This is a genomic window from Clostridium sp. JNZ J1-5 (assembly GCF_053901425.1).
Map to the genome: position 1 here is coordinate 426,265 of NZ_CM132773.1, position 23,522 is coordinate 449,786.

Below are 23,522 nucleotides of genomic sequence, written 5' to 3' on the forward strand. Positions count from 1 at the left end.
TGTAGAAAAAATTATAAAGTGTAGAAAAAAGTATACAGAAATTTCAAACTCCTGCCAACGCTCTATTTCTATTAGATTTATTTAGGAAAAAATATATATTACTAATAAATAAAATTAAAGTGTAGAAAATAATCTACACTTTAGTTTTGAAGTTAACTTTCAACTGACCTTGAAAGTTTAATATTTAACCTTTCCATCTTTTTGTATAATGTAGTTCTGTGTATCCCTAAATCTTTAGCTGTCTTTGAAATTTTATAATCATTTTCCATTAAAGTTTCTAAAATAATATCTTTTTCAAATTCATCTAATATTAAATCTAGTGAACTACTTTTATCATCTTTAGATGTTATAGGAGAAGAAGTGATTAAGTTAGAAGGCAAATGCTTAACTCCTATAATATCCTTTTCCGCTAGAACATAGGCACTTTCTATTACATTTTTTAGTTCTCTTATATTACCCTGCCATTTATGATTTAATAGCAATTCCTTCCCTCTCTGAGATATAGTTATGTCGGTTTTATACTTCTTATTTAATTCTTTTAAGAAATGATTGATAAATAATAATATATCCTCTTTTCTTTGTCTTAAAGGTGGTATTTTTATATTTATAACATTTAATCTATAGTAAAGATCTTCCCTAAACTTTTTTTCCTTAATTAGCTTTCTTAAGTCCTGATGAGTTGCTGCTATAACCCTTACATCTATTGGTATAGGTTCGTAACCTCCGATTTTTTCAATTTCATTCTCTTGAAGTACTCTAAGAAGCTTTGCTTGCATATGAAGAGGCATATCCCCTATTTCATCTAAAAATATTGTTCCCTTATGTGCAAGTTGAAATTTACCTTTTTTGCCCCCTTTCTTCGCCCCCGTAAAAGAACCCTCCTCATACCCAAACAACTCTGATTCTAAAAGTTCCCCTGGAATTGCAGCACAATTTATTCTTATTAGGGGATTATTTTTTCTATCTGAAGCATAATGGACTCCATTTGCAAAAACCTCTTTTCCTGTACCTGTTTCTCCATTAATTAGTACAGGCAAATTACTCTTAGCAGCCTTTCTGGCTAGTTCCTTTGCTTCCATGAAACTATCACTTTCTCCAATGATAGATTCTAAATTAAATTTACTCTCTCCCAATCTTTGCAGTTCATCTTTATAATATTTAAGTTCTTTATCTTGCTTTAAAAGGTTTTGAGCTAATTTTAAAGTATGTATTCTAAACTTTACCTGCGCAACAGCTGCTATAACCTTCCCGTTCTTTTTTACCGGTGACCTAGTAACAAATAGAAACTTATCTCCTTTATAATGCTGTCCATCTACCAGTTCATGGATTTCATCAACCTCTTTAATGCCTGTTTTTGCTATTTTAGGCATTTTAGTATTCTTAATAAACTCACTTATATTATGTCCAATAGCCTTCTCCTTTGTAGTTCCAATAAAATCACAATATGAATTATTTATATCTAATATAGTTCCATCAAGAGAAGTTACAACAAATCCATCTTCTGTCATATCTAGAATTTCATCAAATATTAGCTTATAGTGTTCTAAATCATTTATTTCACTACTTATCTTACTCATAAAATCACCTTCAATTTATAAGACTTTTGAATCATACTCCTGGTATATACCAATAATTTACTCCTTTTCTATTAACATAGTGCTCTTTAAAACCTAATAATTCCTTGTTATTACAGTAGTATTTGGAGCAATTAACATGCCATATTTTAGAAGCTGACTTTCTTTCCCTTTGCTAAAAATATCATGGCATTTTTATAATTAGATAAAAAAATAGAAAGGTCAATGACCTTTCTATTTATATATTACGCTTTATTAAATTTCGGCATAAAATTCAGTCTAATTATTAATTTCCATAAGGTGTATATCAAAGTAGTTTGTATTGGAAACATTATGACTGACTTAGTTAGTCTTGGAATAATTAAAGCAGTAGCTGCTTTACCTGTTATAAATGTTAACCAATAAGTGTTTAATACTAAATCAACAAAAACTATTATTATACCAACAGCTATGGCACTTCTAATTATAGTAGCTGATTTTTTATAAAACAGGTTTCCATATACTACTCCGCCTATGAAGGCACTTAGTGTAAATCCTGGAAAATATGCTCCTTGTGGAAAAATAAGCATTCCAAGTACATCTGCAATTGCTGCTGTAATACCTGCTAGGATAGGTCCAAACATAACACCTGCTGCAACAATAGGCAAAAAACCAAAACCTATTCTTACAATTGGAGTTTGAATGGATAAAAATCTAGTTAATATTATTTCCAGCGAAATAAGTAGTCCCATATAGACTATTTTGTTTATTTTATTCATTTAACTCCCCTCCTTTCTGTTTTGCAATGTTTGCAATATGCCAAAAAGAGGGATAAGTTAGTCCCTTTTATGGCAGCGGAATGCGATAAATGCACCGCAAATGATAGTTCATTTTTCGTCTAGCGGACAACTTCCCGTTCCACTAGCACTTAACGCGCAAATACCTACTCTGCCTTTATTGCATTGTATATTTCGAATAAATTATACTCCATGGAGAAATATATTACAAGTAAAATATTTATTATTGGTTATAAAATTGGCTTGGTTGAATATCTTTCAAATTTATTATAATGTATTTTGGCATTTAATAACCCCTTACTCTCTAGTAATAACTTCATCCCTTTCGTTAACCAATGCCTCTATAGCATTATTTATATCCTTATCTTTAACAAGAATATAGTCTGTGTCATAGGTAGAAATAGCGAAAATACTTATTCCTTTTTGTGCTAATATTGCACTAATTGAAGCAAGAATCCCTATTAAAGAAAAGTCTAATGGTCCTTCAATCTTTAATATTCTCCAATCTCTTTCACACTTTACATCATTCGGAATACTATCTTGAAAACATACAATTGATAATTCATCTGATGTTTTTGTTATAGAAAAAAAGTCACTATCTTTTGTCCATTCAGGAATTAAATCAGTTTTATCCAACCTGCAAACTCCATATTTTTCTTTTAATAATCTCATGGTTAATATTTTTTCTAACATATTTCCCCTTCACCCCATCTTTATTTATTGTTATCCCATAACTTGAGAGAGTTAAACTATTTATAAAATTTAACCATCATATCTATAAAAACGATTATTCTGATTATATACAAACCCAAATTTTTTATAGAAATTATCAAGTTCACTTATTGCAATTAGGCCGACAATAGCCCCATCCATACAATTATCATTAATGTAATCCACAATTTTCCTCATAATTAATGTGCCAATGTTTTTCTTTTGATATGATGGTGCAACCATTATATCTTGTATGTAAAAAACTGTTCCGCCATCTCCAATAATTCTTCCCAGTCCAATTATATTACCTTGGTCTTCCACACAAACACAGTAAATGGAATTATCCAATCCTTTTTGAATTTTGTCATGTTGTAATATCTTCCAACCAATGGAACTTCTTAATTGAATATATTCCTCAACCGATGGCTTTCTTTCAACTACCACAATATTATTCATATTTGAGTCCTCCCTCTATATCAAACACCCTGCCCATTATAACTGTGTTATAATATTTTCCATCTTTATGAATACGATCATTTATTAATAGTCCTTCCTCTGCAAACCCATACTTTTTATATAATTGAATTGCCTTTGTATTTGCTTGTACCACAGTTAATGAAATTTTTTTAATTCCCACATTATCTGCCCACATCAAAACATTTTCTAGTAGTACTTTACCAATTCCATAGCTCCAGTACTCCTTTGATATACATATTCCAAACTCTGCTTTATGTCTAAATCTGCTTAATTTACTTCCTTGGCAACGAGTAAATCCAACAATTTTACCTTCTACTTCTGCAACTAAAAATATAGTTTTTTCCGCTATTTAATCTTCATAAATAAGTTTTTCAAAATCTTTTGGCGTTAATAAATCTTCACCAGATTCCCTATCAAGATTTTCTGTTTCCCCATCAATTTTAACTCTTAATTTTGACAATTCAATTGCATCATATTTTGTTGGACAACGAAGTGTCCATGTTAGGCTTTTTCCTTCTATTATTTTGTTTTCTATAATCATATATTGCCTCCAGTAGTATTATTAATATTAAATTGTCCATGACATTATATATTCCATAAATCCAGAATCTTCATTGATCTGCTTCTTTCTAATCACAAAACCACAATTCCTATAAAAGTTAACTGCATCCATGTTTTCTTCATATACTCCCAATTCTAAACTTGAATATAGAGATTTACAATAATCCAACAGTTCTCTTCCTATGCCCTGTCCTTGGTAATCTTTTAAAACAAATAATGCACCAATAAATGAATTGTTTATAATACTTATAAATGCTTTAATTATACCATCCTCTTTGTAAACAAAAGTTGTAGAAATTGGCATGTATTCCTCTTTAACAACATTATAATTTTTAATCCAATACTGCTCTGATATAAAACTATGAGCAGTAATATTAGTCTTTAACCATATATTCATAACTTCTTCTATTTCAAAGCTTTCTAGTTGCTTAATCATATTTTCTCCTTCTGTTTCCATATATCACATATTCAGCCTATGTTTATAAGCCAAATTTACTCATTGATTTTATACAAATATCATTCACACTAAATTACTATTACAAAACATCACATAATACCAGTAAACTTATTATAACAAAATTATGTAATTTTTACTAAATAGAAATATATCAATCTATATTGAAATTAAAATAACCTACTACTTATCATAAGCTAGCCTAAAACAAAAATAAAGAAATGGAGCAAAATAATGCTCCATTTCTTCATTTTTAACATAACTTAAATTACTATTAGGAAAATGAATAGTATCTATTTCCTCCTTGGCTTTTAGCTTTATACATTGCCCTATCTGCCTGTAATACTAGTTCATCAATATCATTTCCATCATTAGGTAGTATACTAATACCTATGCTTAAAGATATTTTTATTTGTTCTTCCTTACAATATAAAACTTTAGTATTATTAACAATTCTTGAGGCTATAGCTTTACAATCATTGTAATTTTTTATAAATGGTAATAATATTAAAAACTCATCTCCGCCAAGTCTAGCAACTATATCCCCTTTTCTAGTGGATTCTCTTAATATTTTAGCTACATGAATAAGAACCTCGTCCCCTTTTTTATGTCCATATGTATCATTTATATATTTAAATTTATCAACATCTATAAACATAAGACCTAAAAGAATATTATTTCTTTTAGCATTATTATAAAATTCATCTGCAATCTTATAAAACAATGTTCTATTTGCTACACCTGTTAGTCCATCATAATAAGCTAATTTATTAATAGTTCTTTCTTTTTCCTTTAATTCTTTATTTAAAATATATAATTTATTAACATATTTTTTTAATTGATTAATGCGTAAAAATTGATTAGTCACATCAATAAATTCAACAAGTATAAAGTTCAAATTCTCTTTATCTATTCTGCTTATCTTCAAATTTAAATTTTTATTACTATTTAGCAAATCTTTATGCATAGCTGCTGAAAAAAACATTTTTCTTCCATCATTAATTACACAATTCATTATCTCTCTAAAATAACCTTTATCTAGACTTGGAATAACATCATATATACAATTATTTATTACCTTTTCCTCAATAATATGAGTTAAATGCTCCATATGACTATTCCAAAATAAAATTTTTAAATCTTCATTTAATATTATTATTCCTTCATTTATATTGTTTAATATATCATATAAAATTCTATCCACAGAAATCATCTTCTATCTTATCTACTTTATTTAATAGCTCACTTAATGAACTTAAAGTAAGATTAATTATTATAGCTCCTGCTATTTCTGAGCCGTCTATTTTGAAGGTTATATATAACATTAAAAGATGAGTAAACTCTTTACTCTTTATATTTTTTTCAAAATCTATTTTATTAAATATTTTTACTTCTGGCAAAGTATAACTTAATTTTATTTTTAGATAATTTCCTATTTCACCTATAACTGAGTTTAATATTATATTTCCAATTTCCTTTATAATATCGAAATCTACATCTGTAAAATTCATATTGCCTAATTGGTTTTCATCATTTTCATTTAAACACAAGTTTATAAATGTTCTCATTTTATCAGCTGGGAATATCAAATTTGCCCTTCCTCTTAGTTCATCTTTAAATGATATAGAGGATACCATTATATTTCCCTGTACTGCCTTTGGAAGATAATTATCCATGTCTATTATTTTTTCATTTAAATCTAAAATCTCCAAATTAGGCACATTTAATAATATTTTTTTATTAATTATTTCAGACAGTATACTTGCTGATTTACCTACACTTATATTAAATAATTCTTTTAATATGTCTTCTCTTTCTACTCTATATTCCATTTTCACTATTCCTTATTATTTCACATACAGATTTTGCTTTTTCTTCAGTAAAAGGCTTGTTTATAAATGCCATTACCCCATATGAATCTATTTCTTCCTTTATACTTTTCTGAACATCTGCAGAAACTACAATTATTTTTGCATTAGGATCATATTCATTTATTTGTTTTATTAGCTCTTCTCCATTTAATTTAGGCATCAATAAATCCACAAATGTATAATTTGGCTTAATACTTTTGAATTTTTCTAAGCCTTCTTCTCCGTCCTTTGCAAAATAAGTATTTACATTATCCAAATATTTCACAATTAAGTTAGCTATTACTCTTTGGGAAAAAGCAGAATCGTCAATAATTAAAATATTCATTTTAACTATACCTCCTATTTAATTATGGAATAAGTTATTCTGTATAAAATAAAAAACCTATATTCATAAAAAATATGAATATAGGGTGGGTTGCATCAATAACTCCATACATATCAGATGCCCAAATTAAATATGTACTTCACAGTTCCCCTTATATTTTAAATCAATCTAAATTACAACAGTTAAATATTATCATTTAATAAAAGTTGTTGCAATAGTTATCTATCTTAAATTCGCACATTCTTCTAAAGCTAGTCCTAACATCTTTGTAATCTAGAAGTTTTTCTTTATATTCCGGTGATGGTAAAACTAATTTCAATCTATTCATTTTATACCTCCAAATTATATTAAAAATCCTCACTTCATTTTTTACTGCCACAGCTCACTATAAGAAGAATGGTGATTTGGTGTATATTATTTTCATTTATTATATTAATTGCATTCCTAAAGATTTCTATGATTATATTTAAATCTTCAAGTTCTGGTTTCCTGATTTTCATATCACTACTCCCTATCATTGTATAAATACTATTTGTTGCATAATAAAATACTGTTGTGGCGTAACATAAGAAAGATATGACAAAACTGAATATGAAATTATGTTACATCAAATATACAAATTGAAATTTAAGTGAGACTCCAAATTTTATATTTGGCCAGTCGAACTTACACCTGCGTAATGAAATGGAGTAGGTGTTTCATTTATAAATAACGATAAAAAACTTGATATATAGGCATTTATAGTATCATAAACTAAAAGAAACTCCTACTTCGCTACTCTACGTAGGAGTAAGTTCCGCTAGCTAAATCAAAGATTTAGAGCGTCACTTAAATTACTATTTATTAAGTTAATTTACATCTTTTCTATGTTGCATTAAAAGAATATTATGAAGAAATTTAATCAATCAGTAATCCCATTAGTAAAGAATCATAGAATTCGTCATTAATTAAAAAATCTGATATAAATTTGCAACATATATACGAGAATTATCTCCCCATGGATGATATCCCGTACCAATATACTTATACCCATACTTTTCATAATATCAGATAGGATTTGTTATAATAAGAAAATCACGACGCAAGAATGTTTTTTTATTAATGAGTATAATCGATAATATTTATATTATTACCTAATCTTTTTTCAATTGATTCCTTCATTCTTTCTGCATAAGGGCAAGCGAATCCTATAGGAGTTCCTTTTTTAATACAGGAAGCTAATACAATAGTGTCAGCACCTCTTTTTACCATTTCAGCAGCTCTTGTTACTGCTTTTTTTCCAGGACAGCCACCACAAGTATTTACGCCAATTACCTCAATATCTCCTTCAATTCCATCAAAAGCAAGTTTTTTATCTCGCATAACCCTAAAACAAGTAGTACCAGGGCACATATCTTCTGTTTGCATACATCTAATAAGCCCAACTTTCATACTTTTTACCCCCTATTTATTTTTATTTTTCAAACACTAAACCAAAATGATAAGGTAGAAGTTCAATCCGCTTCTCTAAAGTAAATCCTACTTTTGACGCCCATTCTATTATAGTTTCAGATTTAGGCCTAATTTCCATTGATGGTCCTCTTGGAGTTTCTTCATGTCTCCAATGTATAACTCCTATTTTGCCATTCTTATTTAAGACATCATAAACACTTTGAAGCAAATCTAGTGGATTCTCACAATGGAGGATATTAAATAATGTTATATAATCAATTTCAGTTTTATATTTTTTTAATTCTTCTATAGTGCTCTCTGTAGATATATCACCGTGAATTAAGTAAACATTTTGAATATGATTAGCTTGTATCTTGCTTGTACAACTTTCTACCATTTTTTCATCAACATCTATGCCAATAACATTCATACTTACAAGCTTAGCAGCTGGTATTAAAAATGTTCCGTAGCCACATCCTATATCAATTAAAGTTCTTATATTTTTTTCTACACCCATTTGTTTAAGAGTATCTACTGGGTTAAAAAATGATTGCCATAACTCTTCTGACGGCATTCCTGATTCCCTATATTTCATTAAAATCATCTCCTTCTTTAGTTTGCCCAACTAAAATTTGTTTGAGTTTTTATATACTGCTACATAGCATAAAGCTATCATGTATTAATACCATGCAACACCAATCAATGCATGTATTTCTATTATAACAAAATTATATACTAACTTTGATTGAAAATTATATTAAAGAAAACAATGAAATAAATATCTATAACAAATATAATCGAATACTTAATAAAAAAAATCTGTAAAAAATAAAACACATACCTTTTAGATAGTGTTTTCAATACTGGCCTTTTCAAGAGCAACCATATATTTATTTCTTTCTTCCATTTTTATAACGGTTATTGGGTATCCATTTCTTATAAGAATTAAATTCATAAATAAGCCTATAGTAAATTATGCTTTATAAAAACTTTACTACTGTTAAACTATGTTAAACATTTTAAGTCCAATAAATATAATTGCACTATCTGCCATTATGTGAACTATCCAAGAATTTATAAAGTTTTCTGACTTAGTATCAAGCCAGTTAAATATAAATCCTACAGCTATAAGCCCTAACAGGGCCAATCCTATTATCCATATGTTAAACCAAGTTTTAAAAATAGCAATATGATAAAGTCCAAAAAGTATAGAAGAATAGACATAAGCTATCTTTTTATATTTTAGTTTATATAAATTCAAAAATATGAACCCTCTAAAGAAAAACTCTTCTAAAAAAGAATTTCCAAAAGTAATATAAGCTCCTATAAAAGCAAAATTTGCTGGAGTAATGTTAGACTTGTTTTGTAATTCTTTTGATATGCTCTGAAAATCTATAAAGTGACCTAAAAAATAATAAGCTATTAATATAATTAAAAATGAGCTTATTCCAAATAGGCATCCTAATTTCAAATGTTTTTTATCTATTTTTTTAATATTTATAGCTTTAGTTAAACTATTATTTTCAAATAAATTTATATACATATACGGTATCATAGTAAATAATATAATTTTTGATACTGTTTTTAACGCATAGTTTACCTGAAGAAATTGTTCAACAAAATATAATACTATGCATGCAACTACTGAGCTAATTATTACGTATCTTATTCTCATTTTTCACCTATCCTAATTGATAATTTATTATAATATATTTTGTCATGCTGTAATATCTTCCAACCAACAAAATTTTTTATCAGTCACAATTTGAATAATACGATCTTACCATCTTAAAAATAATAATTACTTAAACAAATCCATTTCAAATTCAATTTCGTGTTTTAAAGGTATATTAAAATCCCCAAGTAAAGGGATTGATGGTTTTAATTCTCTCGAAGTATCCAATGCATTACGATATATATTTACCATATCAAATCCTCGTTTTTGATAAAAACGTATAGCATTTATATTATCATTTGTTGTAATCAATTTTATTTTCGTACATTTCTTCTCACTTGCTATTTCAATAATTTTATTTACAAGATTAGTGCCAATTCCTTGATTTTCCTTCAAACTGTCTAAAGACATAATTTCACATTCATTGCTCTTAATTGTATATGTAATTAATCCAATAATGGTTTCTTTATCATATATAACAAAACCGTCCAATTTTGTCATATCAACTAATTCTCCTCTAATTACCATATCAGTGGAAAACCAATGGGAACTAATAAAATCATTAATTTGTTTCCTGTTTTCAGGCGATATTATTCTTATATCCATGTTCCTATTACCCTTTCATAAATATTATCTGTTTCCTCATATTTTACTATCGCTTATTAAGTAAAAAAGATTGCATATATTTTTATCATTTAGTTTAACAAAATACAAAATAATACATGCATTTCTATTATAACAGAATTATATATCTATTTGGATTGAAAATTATATTAAAGAAAACAATGAAAAAGTCTGTAAAAAAATAAAACACATACCCACAAAGGTAGTGTTTTCAATATGCGACTAAGTCTATAAGCCGAGTTCTGTATTTGACGATCATCTATCTAGGCTCATTGTTACCAATGGGCTCAAGCGATCTTACCCGAAGACAGGACGGGCAGCCCCATATGTCTTCCTATTCGATCTTGCTCCAGGTGGGGTTTACATAGCCGCAAAGTCGCCATTGCGCTGGTGAGCTCTTACCTCGCCTTTCCACCCTTACCCTTCATAAGAAGGGCGGTATATCTCTGTTGCACTTTCCTTAGAGTTGCCTCCACTGGGTATTACCCAGCACCCTGCCCTATGGAGCTCGGACTTTCCTCTCCTGCACATTGTGCAGCAGCGATCATCTGGCTTACTCGCAGATTTTATATTAACACATTATTTTATAAAAATCAAATTTATTTTAATTCCATGCTAAGAAATGATTCCCTATACAATTTGCTATTTAGGTAAGAACTAATAGGTAATAGGTAAAAAGTAAGAGTTTATGAAAAAATTCAGCAAGGCTGAATTTTCACCACAACTATTATTTCTTAGCTCTTACCTCATGACTTCCCCTTAAATTATCTTATATGGATCCTTTAAGCTTTCTGATATAATAACAGTATTATCATATCCTAATCCCCTTATTTTGTCCTGCAAGACTTTTCCCATCAACTTAAATACTGGCCATTCTGTTCCGAAGTGTCCTGCATCAATTATTCCAATTCCATCTTCTGAATAATCGCTAACATAGTGATAAGTAGTATCCCCTGTTATAATGCAATCTGCTCCCATATTCTTTGCCAGTGAAAAATAATCTTGCCCGCTGCCATTTACTACAGCAACTTTACTTATTCCCATTAAATCTTCTCCAGCATATCTTAGATATGGAATATTCAATGTTTCTTTAACTTTATTACATAAACTTATTAATGTAACAGGCTCATTTAAAGCAGCAATTCTTCCAATACCACTTTTATTTTCTTTAGAATTTCTATTAGGTGAAAGTTCCATAGTTATATAATCATTAAACCCTAACATCTTCATTAATATTTCATTTATTCCGTCTTCAGCTGCATCCAAATTTGTATGTGCTGAATATAGATTTATATCATTTTTAATGAGTTCATTTATCTTTCTTCCACTAAGAGTTTCATAAGTAATGGAGGAAGGTTTTATAAATAGTAATGGATGATGAGTAAAAATTAAATTACAACCTTTTTCTGATGCTTCTCTTATAACATCAAGAGTACAATCCAATGCTAAAAGTATAGAGGTGATTTCTTTGTTTAAATCACCTACCATTAACCCAACATTATCATAGCTCTCTTTAAGATTTACTGGAGCCATTTTTTCCACTATATTTTTTATATCTTTAACCTTTAAAGACATTTTAATATTTCCTCCAACTTTTTAATTTTTTCATTTAATTCAGCTTTTCTATTATCCGCTAGTTCTGTATCCTCTGATATGTATCCTAATATGTTACTATATTTTTCTATTTTATAATTTATATAATCTTTAATTAGAGGATGCTTTTTTTCAATTAGCTTCTTACTAATCTCATAGTATATGCTATCTACAACTTGAATATTAGTACCATATTTTACCTTTATTATTTCATAATACTTACCTTCATCTAAGCAAAGTTCTTCATCTAATATACTATATCCACTTTTATAAAGATATTCTCTTAGTATGTCAGGATTTTGCACTGGCTGCAAAATTAGAAATTTAAGGCTTTTAAAAACATCCTTCTTTTCTTCTATAATATCCCTAATTAAGTTTCCGCCCATTCCAGCAATAATAGCTCCATCGACTTCAAAAGGCTCAATAGTTGTGAATCCTGGACCTAATCTACAGGATATAACTCTATCTAATTTTTCTCTAATTATATTATCTTTTGCTCTTTCTACTGGTCCTCTATTAATGTCTGAAGCAATAGCTTCTTTACATACTCCATTTTGTATTAAGAAAATTGGAAGATATCCATGATCAGTTCCTATATCAGCAATTTTATCACATTTATCTACTAATGATGCTATTGTTTTTAATCTAGTACTTATATTCATTGCTTGTCTCCTAGAGTATAAAATTTAAAATTGTTTTTATCTGCATTACAAAAAATACAATTGATATTATTAATGATGCGTATATGTATCTATTAGCACTCTTTCTATCATATTTTGCATGAAAATGAGCTGCATAATACATACAAAACAAAATAGCCATATTTAAAACACCATATGTAGTCTGTTTAAATGCAAATTGCTTGCCTGTCCCCATTCTTACCGGCTGGAATTTAGCATCAAAGCTTAATGGCATTTCATTTGGAATAAGATTTTTTATGTATAAAAATAGTGGAGTAATGGTAAATAAAACAATAATTACACTAACAATTATAAAAGGAATCATAAAATCCTTTTTTTTATGTAGATTTATTTCTTTTTTATTTAAATATTCCCATTCTATCGGGCTTATGTTTTTCGATTTTAAAACCTTTGTAAAATTTTCAATAGACTCTGGTGAAATTGCATAATTTATGTCTCGAGTTTTCAAATATACGACATCATTTTTTGAAGTAACAAACATACGTGTAGTCCCAATCTTCTCTAATACGTACCTTCCGAATGCAAATTTATCTTTTCCCACTCCTGATAGCTTAACTCCATTTATTATTCCTCTAGATGTTTTATAACCTTCTATATCACTAAATGGAATTTTAACTTTTTTCAATCCCCAAATACCTACAATATACAAGTTTTCTTCATCAATTGTATATCTTATGGATATAGATAATAAAAAATAGTAGATTCCGTAAATATTAAATACTACTAAGAAAATTCTAATTAAAGACAAAGTCATATATAAATCAATAAAACTACTTAGAAAAAACACTGCAAAGTCTATAAATATCATTGAAAGAAGTATTACAGAAGGACTTATGCCTTTTTCAAATTTACAAAACTCCATTTTATCACCCTCTTTTTTAGATATTATATCATAAAAAAAGAGTAAAGTTAAACTTTACTCCTATTTTTATGCCTTTTATACTAGTCTAAATAATCTTTAAGCTTTTTACTTCTACTTGGGTGTCTTAGCTTTCTTAATGCCTTTGCTTCTATTTGTCTTATTCTTTCTCTTGTTACATTAAATTCTTTACCCACTTCTTCAAGAGTCCTAGCTCTTCCATCATCAAGACCAAATCTCAATCTTAAAACTTTCTCTTCTCTAGGTGTTAGAGTATCAAGTACATTTATAAGTTGTTCTTTTAACATTGTAAAAGCTGCAGCTTCTGCTGGTGCTGGTGCCTCGTCATCAGGGATAAAATCTCCTAAATGGCTGTCTTCTTCTTCCCCTATTGGTGTCTCTAAGGAAACTGGTTCCTGTGCTATCTTCATAATTTCCCTTACTTTATCCACTGGCATTTCCATGATTTCAGCTATTTCTTCTGGTTGAGGTTCGCGACCTAACTCTTGAAGAAGTTGTCTTGAAACTCTTATAAGTTTATTTATTGTTTCTACCATATGAACAGGTATTCTTATAGTTCTAGCCTGATCTGCAATAGCTCTTGTAATCGCTTGTCTTATCCACCATGTAGCATAAGTACTGAATTTATAACCTTTTCTATAGTCAAATTTCTCTACTGCCTTTATTAATCCTAAGTTTCCTTCTTGAATAAGATCAAGGAAAAGCATTCCACGACCTACATATCTCTTTGCAATACTTACAACCAGTCTTAAATTAGCTTCTGCTAATTTCTTTTTCGCAGCCATTTCTCCATCTTCTATCCTTTTGGCTAGTTCAATTTCTTCTTCTGGAGATAACAGTGGTACCTTACCTATTTCTTTTAAATACATTCTAACAGGATCATCTATTGAAATTCCTTCTGGTATAGAGAGATCAAGTTCTTCCTCTTCTATTTCCATGTCTTTCATATCACCAATAATTTCAATATCCATTGATTCAAGAACAGTATAAATTTTTTCTATTTGTTCAGGGCTTAATTCTACATTGTCCAATTCATCCATTATTTCTTTATATGATAAACTGCCCTTTTTCTTTCCTTTATCAATTAGATTCTTTATTATTTTCATTTTCTCACTATTATCTTTTACACTTGGCTTTTTCATACTATCCTTCTTCTTATCAGACATGAAGCTACCTCCTTTCGCAACTGTTAATTTCTACTATTTGCCTTTGAATTATCTCAAGTTCTTTTACCAGTCTCAGAGATTCATCAAAAAGTCCCTGTTCTTCGTATTTTTTAATTCTTTTCATGATTTCCTTCTTCGACTCCTCTAGCTTAGATTTTTTGATTTCTTTAATATAATCCTCGATTAATTCTTTATCATTATCACTATATAAAACTTCTGTTTGCTGTATGTTTATCCATTCTTTTGAACTCTCTACATCGTCACATTTAGCCTCTATATGTGCATTTAGATTTTTAATGTCTTCCTCAATACCTTCTGTAATTAATCTAAATATTTTTTTATGACTATTTAATATTAATTCTTCTTTACTTATATTCTTTAAAATGTAATTATAGTTCTCTTTATTTTCAATCATCATTTTTAATAAATTGCGCTCTGCCTTTATATAAGCTGGTTCTAAGTATAATTTTTGTCCAAATTTATCTTTACTATACACTTTTTCCATTTTATTTACATTTTTATTAGTTTTTTGGTTCAATAAGTCATATATAGCCTGCTCTTTAACTTCTGTTTCTTCAGCTATCTTCCTTATATATACATCTTTTTCTACAGGGTCTAATTCTGAAATAATTCCACAAACCCTATCTATGTATTTAATCATCATTTCATTGTCTTTTAAATCAAGACCCTTTTTTGCAATTTTAATTTTATAATCTATAAAAGGCATTGCATCTTTTATAAGAGCTATAAAAGCCTCTTTTCCATTATTTCGAATAAATTCATCTGGATCTTTACCTTCAGGTACTGTCAATACTTTAAGGTCAAATCCCTCTTTTCTCAATATTTCTAACCCTCTAATTGTAGCACTTTGTCCTGCTATATCGGCATCATAAGACACTATTATTGTATCTGCATATCTTTTGAGAAGTTTTGCTTGCTCAGTAGTTAATGCTGTACCTAATGAAGCTACAACATTAGTAATCCCATATTGATGTAAAGATATGCAATCCATGTAACCTTCTACAATAATTAAAGTTCTGTCTATATTTTCCCTTATAGCAAAATTCAACCCATATAAATTTATACCTTTTTTAAAAACCTCTGTCTCTGGCGAATTTAAATACTTAGGTTTAGAATCATCTAAAACTCTTCCACCAAAGCCTATTACTTTTCCTCTGTGATTAAACACTGGAAATATAACTCTGTTTCTAAATCTATCATAAAAGGTGTTATTTTTGCCCTTTATAATTAATCCTGCATTTAGTAAGTCTAGCTCTGTATAGCCTTTTCTCTTTAAATAATTTGTTAAGTTTTTCCAACCAGGAAGAGCATATCCTAACCCAAATTTCCTAATAGTTTTATTTACTAAACCTCTCCGGTTGAAGTATGAAATTACTTCTTTATTAGTTTGTAAATTTTTAAAGTAGAATCTAGCCGCTTCAACATTAATCTTATAAAGTTTCTCACTTTTGTCCTTAATTGCAGAATTTTGCGGTGTATATGGGTCAACTTCAATATTAACTTTTTCACCTAAATATTTAACAGCCTCAACAAATGATAAGTTTTTTGTTTTCATTACAAAGGTTATAGCATTACCAGCCTCTCCACATCCAAAACACTTATATATTTGTTTGTCTTGCGAGACACTAAAGGAAGGTGTTTTTTCGTGGTGAAACGGACAAAGTCCTGTATAATTTCTTCCAGCCTTTCTTAACTTTACAGTTTCTGAAACAATATCAACTATATCATTTTGTTCTTTAATTTTTTGAATTATTTCTTCACTTATCAATGAAGCATTCCCACCCATTTTAAGATTTTAATTTTTACATGAACCTTAAATATATTCGACAAAAATACTTATTATCCTTCTTTAATTTTATTTTTTTATCTGCATATATATATATTCTTTATAAAATACAAATATCCTTCAATTTTTTTCTTTTTCTTTATTTACTATTGACAAATATATTTTTCCTATACTTGTAAATAATATTCCTATATTTAATAAATAACAAACTTAGGAACATATATTTCGTTAAATAAATACAAACAGTAATCATCACTCATTCCTGCAATATAGTCTGTAACTCCTGTATACAGTCCATCTCTTTCCACAATATTCAAATAAAACTTAGGCATAGTTTCCGGGTTCTTTAAAAAATAATTATATACCTGTTCTAAAACAAATTTAGCCTTATCTCTCTCTTTTTTAAGGATCTCTCCATTATATATATTTCTAAACATGAAACTTCTAAGCTGAGAAAGAGCATTTTCTATTTCTTTACTTAGAGAAACACTTATAATTCCATGTTCAATGTTATTAAGAGTTTCATATATGCAATCTTCTACTAGACATCCAATTCTTTGCCCATGATCCTTTCCTAAGACTTCAACAAATTTTTTTGGTATAGAGTCTTCACTTAACAAACCTGCTCTTATAGAATCATCAATATCATGATTAACATAGGCTATTTTATCACTATACCTTACTACCTGACCTTCTAAGGTATATGCTCTAGTGGAACCATTGGAAAATCCACTGTGATGCAATATTCCATCTAGAACTTCTTTAGTTAAGTTTAATCCTTTACCTTGTTTCTCAATTTTAGTGAGTACTCTTACACTATTCTCATTATGCTTAAATCCTTTAGGATTCAGCATATTTAAAACCTCTTCACCATTATGAGCAAATGGTACATGTCCTATATCATGTCCTAGTGCAATTGCCTCTATTAAATCTTCATTTAACCCAATACCTCTACCTATTGTCTTTGCCACCTGGGCAACTTCTAGGGTATGAGTAAGCCTTGTTCTATAGTGATCTCCCCAAGTTCTTATATACACCTGAGTTTTATGCTTAAGTCTTCTGAATGATTTGCTATGAATTATTCTATCTCTATCAATCATAAAAGCTGTTCTTATATCATCTTTTTCCTCAAATACTTCTCTTTCTAAAATTTCAGAAGAGAAAGTTGCATATTTTATCAAAGTCTTTTTTTCATTACTCTCTATTCTTTCACGAACATTCATTTAGAAACTCCTCCTCTTACATAAACAAAGTTCTTGGCTTCAGAGGGAGTTTTTACTCCCACTGAAGCTTATTAACAGAATTCTTAGGAGTTTCACTCCTTAGAAGTCGTTATCCTTTAGGGGAAATCGTTATCCAGGGACGTAGCCGCTCTTTACTCCCACTTTGAAGGAGATGGGAGTATTAGAGCGGGTAGTCATCGGATAAAGTATAAAGTCCTCATTCATAATCTATAATGTAGTATTTCTATAAGAATATTATAAATCCTTTTTTAAATTCACGTATAATATATAAAGTTTGTTAATATGCTTATAATGAGATTTTTTTTAAGGAGTGTTATTATGCCTGAATCGGCTAAAGTATATAATTTAAATTTATTATCTGAGGAAAACATAAAAAAATATGTACTTCCATATTACAATCTTGAAACTTCTGAAATTACTTCTATAAAATTTAAAGATACAGATAAACAAAGGGCTGTCTACAAATTAACTACTCCTAATAAAGAGTATTGTTTAAAAAAAGTTTATTTTGATAAAGGTGAATTGCTTTTTGTTTATTCAGCAATAGAATGGCTTTATAGAAACAATATAAATGTACCTAGGATACTGCCTAATAAATACAAGAGTCGCTATGTTGAGTATGAAAATATGTTATTTATTTTAACTCCTTGGATAGATGGAATAAAATGCGATTATGGTTTAAAAGAGCATACTTTAAAGGCCTGCTCTAATCTAGGTAAATTTCATATTCTGTCTAAAAACTTTTTCCCTATTCCAGGGAGCACTTTCCGAAAAGGATGCAATGATTTATTCCAATCAATAAACAAGCACTTTGAAAGGTTACTTTTAAATTCTAATTTAGCTTTTAAATATAAAGATAACTTTTCAAAAATTTACTTAAATTCTTTTGATAAAGGTGTTTATCTAGCAAGAGCTTCATTAGAAGCATTGGGATTAACAAACTTCAATAAACTCTCTATCTCCCTTTGTCATATGGACTATGTAAGCAAAAACTTAATTGTTGATGATAGAGATAATTTATGGATTATTGATTTTGATAAATGTAGAATAGACTATTGTATCTATGATATAGGATACTTTTTAAGAAGATTTTTGAGAAGAGATAGAATAAGCTGGAACCTAGATGCTGTTTTAGAGTGTTTAGAGTCCTATGAAAAGATTCACCCTTTAAATCTTGATGAATACAGATATCTATTAGGGTATTTAGCTTTTCCTCAAAAATACTGGAAAATATCCAGGGATTACTATAGAAACATACAAAAATGCAATAAAAAAATCTTTGTTCGCATGCTTAATAAATCAATTGAAAACTTAGATTCACAAATAGAATTTATAGATAATTTTAATAATTATATAAATAAAAAATTTCATATTCAATAAATAAAATTATAAAGTCACCAATTATAGGTGACTTTATATATTAACTATCTTGAATTTTTAATTTGTGCTTGAGCCGCTGCAAGTCTTGCTATTGGAACTCTAAATGGTGAGCAAGATACATAATTAAGACCAATATTGTGACAGAATTCAACTGATGAAGGATCTCCACCATGCTCTCCGCATATTCCTATCTTTAAATCTTCTCTTGTTCCTCTTCCAAGTTCAGTTGCCATTTTAACTAGTTTACCTACTCCATTTTGATCAAGTTTTTGGAATGGATCAAATTCATATATATTCTTCTCATAATAACTATTTAAGAATTTACCAGCATCATCTCTTGAGAAACCAAATGTCATTTGAGTTAAATCGTTAGTTCCAAAAGAGAAGAATTCAGCTTCTGTTGCTATTTCATCTGCTGTAAGAGCAGCTCTAGGAATTTCTATCATTGTTCCTACAACATATTTTAAATCGATTCCTTCTTTTTCAATAATTTCATTAGCTGTTTCAACAACGACATCTTTTACATATTTTAATTCTTTTACTTCTCCAACAAGAGGAATCATAATTTCTGGAACTATATCGAATCCTTTTTCTCTCTTAACTTTAATTGCCGCTTCTATTATAGCTCTTGTTTGCATTTCAGCAATTTCAGGATATGAAACTGTTAAACGGCATCCTCTATGTCCCATCATTGGGTTAAATTCATGAAGAGATTCTATTGTAGACTTAAGCTCTTCATAGCCTAATCCCATATCCTTTGCTAATTCTCTTATATCTTCTTCTTCATTTGGTAAGAATTCATGTAGTGGTGGATCAAGGAATCTTATTGTAACTGGTCTATATTCCATAGCCTCATAAATCCCTATAAAATCTTCTCTTTGCATAGGTAATAATTTTGCTAGTGCTTTTCTTCTTTGTTCTTCGTTTTCAGAAACTATCATTTCACGTACTGCTGGTATTCTTGCCTCATCAAAGAACATATGCTCTGTTCTGCAAAGACCTATACCTTCTGCTCCAAAATCAACTGCTTGCCTTGCATCTCTTGGAGTATCAGCATTAGTTCTTACTTTTAACTTTCTAATTTGGTCAGCCCAAGCCATGAATGTTCCAAAATATCCTGTTATTTCAGGAGCTACAGTCTTTATTGCTGTACCATAAACATTTCCAGTACTTCCATCAAGAGATATATAATCTCCTTCATTATAAGTTTTTCCACCAACAGTGAAAATCTTTTTATCTTCGTCGATTTTTATTTCTCCGCATCCAGCTACACAACAAGTACCCATTCCTCTAGCAACAACTGCTGCATGAGATGTCATACCGCCTCTGCCTGTAAGTATTCCTTCAGCTGCTATCATTCCTTCTATATCTTCAGGTGAAGTTTCAAGTCTTACTAAAATTACTTTTTCACCTTTTTCATGATTATTCTTTGCATCTTGTGCTGTAAAATATACCTTACCACAAGCTGCTCCTGGAGAAGCTGGTAACCCCTTAGCAATAGGAATAGCTTTTTCTAATTCATCTGCATCGAATGCTGGGTGAAGTAGAGTATCTAATTGCTTTGGCTCTACTTTAAGTAGTGCTTCTTCTTTTGTTAGAACTCCTTCTTCTACCAAGTCAACAGCTATCTTAAGAGCAGATTGAACTGTTCTCTTACCATTTCTAGTTTGTAAGAAATATAGCTTTCCTTGTTCTATAGTGAACTCCATATCTTGCATATCTTTATAGTGAGCTTCTAATCTATGAGCTATATCCATAAATTCTTTATAGCACTCTGGAAGATCTTGTTCTAGTTTGCTTATTGGTTGAGGAGTTCTTATACCTGCAACAACATCTTCTCCTTGAGCATTAATTAAATACTCACCAAAGATTATATTTTCTCCTGTAGCAGGATTTCTAGTAAATGCAACACCTGTTCCTGAATTATCACCCATATTACCAAATACCATAGATTGTACATTTACAGCTGTTCCCCAACTAGATGGTATGTCATTTAATCTTCTATATACTATAGCTCTTGGGTTTTGCCATGATCTAAATACAGCCTTTACAGCTTCCATTAATTGTTCTTTTGGATCTTGTGGAAACTCTACTCCCATTTCTTTTAAGTATATTGCTTTGAATTTCTTTACTACTTCCTTTAAATCATCAGAATTTAAATCTGTATCATATTTAACACCTTTTGATTCTTTTACTTCATCTAATATATTTTCAAACTTTCTCTTCTCAATTCCTATAGCTACATCTGAAAACATTTGTATAAATCTTCTGTAAGAATCATATGCAAATCTTTCATTTCCAGTAAGTTTAGCAATGCCTTCAACTGTTTCATCATTTAAACCTAAGTTTAATATTGTATCCATCATTCCAGGCATTGAAACTCTTGCTCCCGATCTTACTGATACAAGAAGAGGATTTTCTTTATTTCCAAATTTCTTTCCAGTAACTTCTTCAGTCTTAGCCAATGCCTTCATTATTTGCTCAAATAAGTCATCAGAAATCATTTTTCCATCTTCATAGTACTTGTTACATGCCTCAGTAGTAATTGTAAAACCTTGAGGAACAGGAATTCCTAAATTAGTCATTTCTGCAAGGTTAGCACCTTTGCCTCCAAGAAGGTTTCTCATACTAGCATTACCTTCGTTGAAAAGGTAAACATATTTGTTATTGTCCATTTTCAAACATCCCCTTTTTTTGTCGTAATTTTATATTATTAGGGTTCCCCCATTTAATTCTTTAAGAGTTTTCACTTAATTTGACAAAAAGACGTGTTATATTTGTTTTAGAAAGTTTACCTATAACTTTTACCTTATCCCCGTTTTCTTCTGCTACCTTTTCAATAACTGGAAGACTATCAACTTCTCTCTCGATAATCTTTTTTGCAGCTTCGAAAGCAGAATCTTCTGGTTCAACATATACTATATTCGGCATTCTAGTCATAATAATTCCTACTGGAACTTTATTTATATCTGTTCCTCCAATAGCAGTTTTTAAGAAATCCTTTCTTGAAACTGCTCCAACTAAGCATCCATTATTTTCTACAAATATAGTACCTACATCATTTAAAAACAGATTTACTATAGCGTTATATACAGTAGTTTGCTCATCTAGGGTAACGGGTTTTGACATTACGTCTTTAACTTTTATTTTTCTTATGTAATCATAAACTAAACTTGAGGATGGTTTTTGAGAACATATATACCCAACCTTAGGTCTAGCCTCAAGTATACCAGTCATAGTAAGGATTGCTAAGTCTGGTCTTAATGCCGCTCTGGTAACGCCAATCTTACCTGCTAATTGTTCACTTGTTATGGGTTGATTTTCCTTTACTAACTCAATTATCTCTTTTTGTCTAGTTGATAAATTAATTTTTTCCTACCTCCTTCATACATTTACCTTCACATTATACCACGTATTTATATAAATAGTATATCACTTTTTCTTATTTATGAGTCATTATTTGTGATTATTTCGGTAAATAGTATACTTTTCTTAAATTTTCTTATTTTTTTATCGTTACCTATCCTTAAATGAGCTATTCTAACGCTACTAATAATCCTATTTTTTATACATATAAATTATACTAATATCTGCCAATCTAATATCTAAAAATAAAAACGACAGTATCATCTGCCGTCTTCATTTTTTTCCTCTTTCTCGTCATCAGCCTCTTCAAAACTTACAGTATACTTATATACATTTTCATCCTTCGCTGAATTATTTTTTTTATCAAGTTTTTCTTTAACTTCAGATGTCATATCTTCTACTTTTTCTTTTACCTCAGTTGTTAAGTCATCTACTTTTTCTTTTACATCATATGTTAAATCATCAACCTTTTCTTTTACATCTTTAGCTCTGTTTTTTATAATTTTATTAACAACTTCAACAGATCCATCACTCTTAACTATTTCAATTGTTACTTTGGTGAAAACAGCAGTTAATACGCCTAATGCAATTAGCGGTGGCCATATAAGAGCTACTAAACCAGCTGCAACTCCTGCATTAACTGGAATATCTGTAACTGTTTTATCATCTTTCTTTATTCTTATTCTTGTTACATTTCCTTTTTTAACTACTTCCTTCATCCATTTCATAAATTCGTCTTTTGTTGTATACAAATCATCTTTCATGCTTTTTTGTTTGCCCTCAATATGAATAAGTGCATCAACAACATTGCCATTACATATTTCTAAAGCTTCTTTTGCTTCAGTATAACTAACTCCTGTTCTCTCTCTGATTATGTCGATTTTTTCTAAAGAAATCTCACTCATT

24 protein-coding genes, 1 other RNA gene, 1 pseudogene and 2 riboswitches are annotated in these 23,522 nt (G+C 29.3%); of the genes and pseudogenes, 1 reads left to right on the plus strand and 25 read right to left on the minus strand.

Annotation, left to right across the window (positions count from 1 at the left end):
* Positions 1–152: 152 nt before the first annotated feature.
* The 22 genes and pseudogenes from ACWW38_RS02130 to ACWW38_RS02235 form a co-directional block, all read right to left on the minus strand.
* Positions 153–1,577, minus strand: a complete 1,425-nt coding sequence (locus ACWW38_RS02130; protein ID WP_456259180.1) for a sigma-54 interaction domain-containing protein — start codon at positions 1,575–1,577, stop codon at positions 153–155.
* Between the two features lie 242 nt (positions 1,578–1,819).
* On the minus strand, positions 1,820–2,332 hold the full coding sequence (locus ACWW38_RS02135; protein ID WP_456259181.1) for a folate family ECF transporter S component: 513 nt from the start codon (positions 2,330–2,332) through the stop codon (positions 1,820–1,822).
* 71 nt (positions 2,333–2,403) lie between these two features.
* Positions 2,404–2,506, minus strand: a riboswitch (THF riboswitch).
* A gap of 141 nt (positions 2,507–2,647) precedes the next feature.
* Positions 2,648–3,043, minus strand: coding sequence for an ACT domain-containing protein (locus ACWW38_RS02140; RefSeq protein WP_456259182.1), 396 nt, complete (start codon positions 3,041–3,043; stop codon positions 2,648–2,650).
* Positions 3,044–3,112: 69 nt separating this feature from the next.
* The gene (locus ACWW38_RS02145) at positions 3,113–3,517 is read right to left on the minus strand and encodes a GNAT family N-acetyltransferase (RefSeq protein ID WP_456259183.1); all 405 of its coding nucleotides are present in this window, start codon (positions 3,515–3,517) and stop codon (positions 3,113–3,115) included.
* A pseudogene (locus tag ACWW38_RS02150) lies at positions 3,510–4,079 on the minus strand (N-acetyltransferase family protein). Before ACWW38_RS02150 ends, ACWW38_RS02145 begins: the two are co-directional and overlap by 8 nt.
* A 27-nt stretch (positions 4,080–4,106) precedes the next feature.
* Positions 4,107–4,535, minus strand: a complete 429-nt coding sequence (locus ACWW38_RS02155; protein WP_456259184.1) for an N-acetyltransferase — start codon at positions 4,533–4,535, stop codon at positions 4,107–4,109.
* Positions 4,536–4,827: 292 nt separating this feature from the next.
* The gene (locus tag ACWW38_RS02160) at positions 4,828–5,757 is read right to left on the minus strand and encodes a diguanylate cyclase domain-containing protein (protein WP_456259185.1); all 930 of its coding nucleotides are present in this window, start codon (positions 5,755–5,757) and stop codon (positions 4,828–4,830) included.
* Positions 5,750–6,385, minus strand: coding sequence for a chemotaxis protein CheC (locus ACWW38_RS02165; RefSeq protein ID WP_456259186.1), 636 nt, complete (start codon positions 6,383–6,385; stop codon positions 5,750–5,752). Before ACWW38_RS02165 ends, ACWW38_RS02160 begins: the two co-directional genes overlap by 8 nt.
* Entirely contained in the window at positions 6,375–6,749 is a 375-nt protein-coding gene (locus ACWW38_RS02170; protein WP_456259187.1) for a response regulator, read from the minus strand. The genes ACWW38_RS02165 and ACWW38_RS02170 overlap by 11 nt, the downstream gene beginning before the upstream one ends.
* Positions 6,750–6,825: 76 nt before the next feature.
* Positions 6,826–6,908: riboswitch (cyclic di-GMP riboswitch) on the minus strand.
* Positions 6,909–6,945: 37 nt separating this feature from the next.
* The gene (locus tag ACWW38_RS02175) at positions 6,946–7,077 is read right to left on the minus strand and encodes a hypothetical protein (RefSeq protein ID WP_456259188.1); all 132 of its coding nucleotides are present in this window, start codon (positions 7,075–7,077) and stop codon (positions 6,946–6,948) included.
* A 34-nt stretch (positions 7,078–7,111) separates the two neighbouring features.
* Positions 7,112–7,249, minus strand: coding sequence for a hypothetical protein (locus ACWW38_RS02180; protein WP_456259189.1), 138 nt, complete (start codon positions 7,247–7,249; stop codon positions 7,112–7,114).
* 598 nt (positions 7,250–7,847) lie between these two features.
* Complete coding sequence (locus ACWW38_RS02185) at positions 7,848–8,180, minus strand: CGGC domain-containing protein (RefSeq protein WP_456259190.1); 333 nt, start codon at positions 8,178–8,180, stop codon at positions 7,848–7,850.
* A gap of 22 nt (positions 8,181–8,202) precedes the next feature.
* The gene (locus ACWW38_RS02190) at positions 8,203–8,775 is read right to left on the minus strand and encodes a class I SAM-dependent methyltransferase (RefSeq protein ID WP_456259191.1); all 573 of its coding nucleotides are present in this window, start codon (positions 8,773–8,775) and stop codon (positions 8,203–8,205) included.
* A gap of 405 nt (positions 8,776–9,180) precedes the next feature.
* Entirely contained in the window at positions 9,181–9,855 is a 675-nt protein-coding gene (locus tag ACWW38_RS02195; protein ID WP_456259192.1) for a CPBP family intramembrane glutamic endopeptidase, read from the minus strand.
* 126 nt (positions 9,856–9,981) lie between these two features.
* A complete protein-coding gene (locus ACWW38_RS02200) occupies positions 9,982–10,356 on the minus strand; it encodes a GNAT family N-acetyltransferase (RefSeq protein ID WP_456259193.1) in 375 nt (124 codons plus the stop codon).
* A 338-nt stretch (positions 10,357–10,694) separates the two neighbouring features.
* Positions 10,695–11,039: RNase P RNA component class A (gene rnpB, locus ACWW38_RS02205), an RNA gene on the minus strand.
* 199 nt (positions 11,040–11,238) lie between these two features.
* The gene (locus ACWW38_RS02210) at positions 11,239–12,054 is read right to left on the minus strand and encodes a Nif3-like dinuclear metal center hexameric protein (RefSeq protein ID WP_456259194.1); all 816 of its coding nucleotides are present in this window, start codon (positions 12,052–12,054) and stop codon (positions 11,239–11,241) included.
* Positions 12,045–12,734: a tRNA (adenine(22)-N(1))-methyltransferase gene (locus tag ACWW38_RS02215; RefSeq protein WP_456259195.1), complete on the minus strand. Its 690-nt coding sequence runs from the start codon at positions 12,732–12,734 to the stop codon at positions 12,045–12,047. Before ACWW38_RS02215 ends, ACWW38_RS02210 begins: the two co-directional genes overlap by 10 nt.
* 10 nt (positions 12,735–12,744) lie before the next feature.
* Complete coding sequence (locus tag ACWW38_RS02220) at positions 12,745–13,635, minus strand: PH domain-containing protein (RefSeq protein WP_456259196.1); 891 nt, start codon at positions 13,633–13,635, stop codon at positions 12,745–12,747.
* 80 nt (positions 13,636–13,715) lie between these two features.
* Positions 13,716–14,819 carry an RNA polymerase sigma factor RpoD gene (rpoD, locus tag ACWW38_RS02225; RefSeq protein WP_456259197.1) on the minus strand — a complete coding sequence of 368 codons (1,104 nt, stop codon included), beginning with the start codon at positions 14,817–14,819 and terminating at the stop codon, positions 13,716–13,718.
* A 4-nt stretch (positions 14,820–14,823) separates the two neighbouring features.
* Entirely contained in the window at positions 14,824–16,608 is a 1,785-nt protein-coding gene (dnaG, locus tag ACWW38_RS02230) for a DNA primase (protein ID WP_456259198.1), read from the minus strand.
* Positions 16,609–16,820: 212 nt separating this feature from the next.
* Positions 16,821–17,849: a deoxyguanosinetriphosphate triphosphohydrolase gene (locus ACWW38_RS02235; RefSeq protein ID WP_456259199.1), complete on the minus strand. Its 1,029-nt coding sequence runs from the start codon at positions 17,847–17,849 to the stop codon at positions 16,821–16,823.
* Between the two features lie 339 nt (positions 17,850–18,188).
* Between ACWW38_RS02235 and ACWW38_RS02240 the strand changes: the two genes are divergently transcribed.
* Positions 18,189–19,250 carry a CotS family spore coat protein gene (locus tag ACWW38_RS02240; RefSeq protein ID WP_456259200.1) on the plus strand — a complete coding sequence of 354 codons (1,062 nt, stop codon included), beginning with the start codon at positions 18,189–18,191 and terminating at the stop codon, positions 19,248–19,250.
* Positions 19,251–19,294: 44 nt separating this feature from the next.
* Here ACWW38_RS02240 and ppdK read toward each other — a convergent pair whose 3' ends face one another.
* The 3 genes from ppdK to ACWW38_RS02255 form a co-directional block, all read right to left on the minus strand.
* Positions 19,295–21,925 (minus strand): pyruvate, phosphate dikinase, encoded by a 2,631-nt coding sequence (ppdK, locus tag ACWW38_RS02245; protein ID WP_456259201.1) that lies wholly within the window; start codon positions 21,923–21,925, stop codon positions 19,295–19,297.
* A 61-nt stretch (positions 21,926–21,986) separates the two neighbouring features.
* Positions 21,987–22,619 carry a helix-turn-helix transcriptional regulator gene (locus ACWW38_RS02250; RefSeq protein WP_456260397.1) on the minus strand — a complete coding sequence of 211 codons (633 nt, stop codon included), beginning with the start codon at positions 22,617–22,619 and terminating at the stop codon, positions 21,987–21,989.
* 257 nt (positions 22,620–22,876) lie between these two features.
* Positions 22,877–23,521 (minus strand): DUF4342 domain-containing protein, encoded by a 645-nt coding sequence (locus tag ACWW38_RS02255; RefSeq protein ID WP_456259202.1) that lies wholly within the window; start codon positions 23,519–23,521, stop codon positions 22,877–22,879.
* Position 23,522: the final 1 nt, after the last annotated feature.

Coding starts and splice junctions, on each gene's coding strand:
- ACWW38_RS02130 (WP_456259180.1), bottom strand. CDS start 1,577: ATGAGTAAGATAAGTAGTGAAATAAATGATTTAGAACACTATAAGCTA.
- ACWW38_RS02135 (WP_456259181.1), bottom strand. CDS start 2,332: ATGAATAAAATAAACAAAATAGTCTATATGGGACTACTTATTTCGCTG.
- ACWW38_RS02140 (WP_456259182.1), bottom strand. CDS start 3,043: ATGTTAGAAAAAATATTAACCATGAGATTATTAAAAGAAAAATATGGA.
- ACWW38_RS02145 (WP_456259183.1), bottom strand. CDS start 3,517: ATGAATAATATTGTGGTAGTTGAAAGAAAGCCATCGGTTGAGGAATAT.
- ACWW38_RS02155 (WP_456259184.1), bottom strand. CDS start 4,535: ATGATTAAGCAACTAGAAAGCTTTGAAATAGAAGAAGTTATGAATATA.
- ACWW38_RS02165 (WP_456259186.1), bottom strand. CDS start 6,385: ATGGAATATAGAGTAGAAAGAGAAGACATATTAAAAGAATTATTTAAT.
- ACWW38_RS02170 (WP_456259187.1), bottom strand. CDS start 6,749: ATGAATATTTTAATTATTGACGATTCTGCTTTTTCCCAAAGAGTAATA.
- ACWW38_RS02175 (WP_456259188.1), bottom strand. CDS start 7,077: ATGAATAGATTGAAATTAGTTTTACCATCACCGGAATATAAAGAAAAA.
- ACWW38_RS02180 (WP_456259189.1), bottom strand. CDS start 7,249: ATGAAAATCAGGAAACCAGAACTTGAAGATTTAAATATAATCATAGAA.
- ACWW38_RS02185 (WP_456259190.1), bottom strand. CDS start 8,180: ATGAAAGTTGGGCTTATTAGATGTATGCAAACAGAAGATATGTGCCCT.
- ACWW38_RS02190 (WP_456259191.1), bottom strand. CDS start 8,775: ATGAAATATAGGGAATCAGGAATGCCGTCAGAAGAGTTATGGCAATCA.
- ACWW38_RS02195 (WP_456259192.1), bottom strand. CDS start 9,855: ATGAGAATAAGATACGTAATAATTAGCTCAGTAGTTGCATGCATAGTA.
- ACWW38_RS02200 (WP_456259193.1), bottom strand. CDS start 10,356: ATGACAAAATTGGACGGTTTTGTTATATATGATAAAGAAACCATTATT.
- ACWW38_RS02210 (WP_456259194.1), bottom strand. CDS start 12,054: ATGTCTTTAAAGGTTAAAGATATAAAAAATATAGTGGAAAAAATGGCT.
- ACWW38_RS02215 (WP_456259195.1), bottom strand. CDS start 12,734: ATGAATATAAGTACTAGATTAAAAACAATAGCATCATTAGTAGATAAA.
- ACWW38_RS02220 (WP_456259196.1), bottom strand. CDS start 13,635: ATGGAGTTTTGTAAATTTGAAAAAGGCATAAGTCCTTCTGTAATACTT.
- rpoD (WP_456259197.1), bottom strand. CDS start 14,819: ATGTCTGATAAGAAGAAGGATAGTATGAAAAAGCCAAGTGTAAAAGAT.
- ACWW38_RS02235 (WP_456259199.1), bottom strand. CDS start 17,849: ATGAATGTTCGTGAAAGAATAGAGAGTAATGAAAAAAAGACTTTGATA.
- ACWW38_RS02240 (WP_456259200.1), top strand. CDS start 18,189: ATGCCTGAATCGGCTAAAGTATATAATTTAAATTTATTATCTGAGGAA.
- ppdK (WP_456259201.1), bottom strand. CDS start 21,925: ATGGACAATAACAAATATGTTTACCTTTTCAACGAAGGTAATGCTAGT.
- ACWW38_RS02255 (WP_456259202.1), bottom strand. CDS start 23,521: ATGAGTGAGATTTCTTTAGAAAAAATCGACATAATCAGAGAGAGAACA.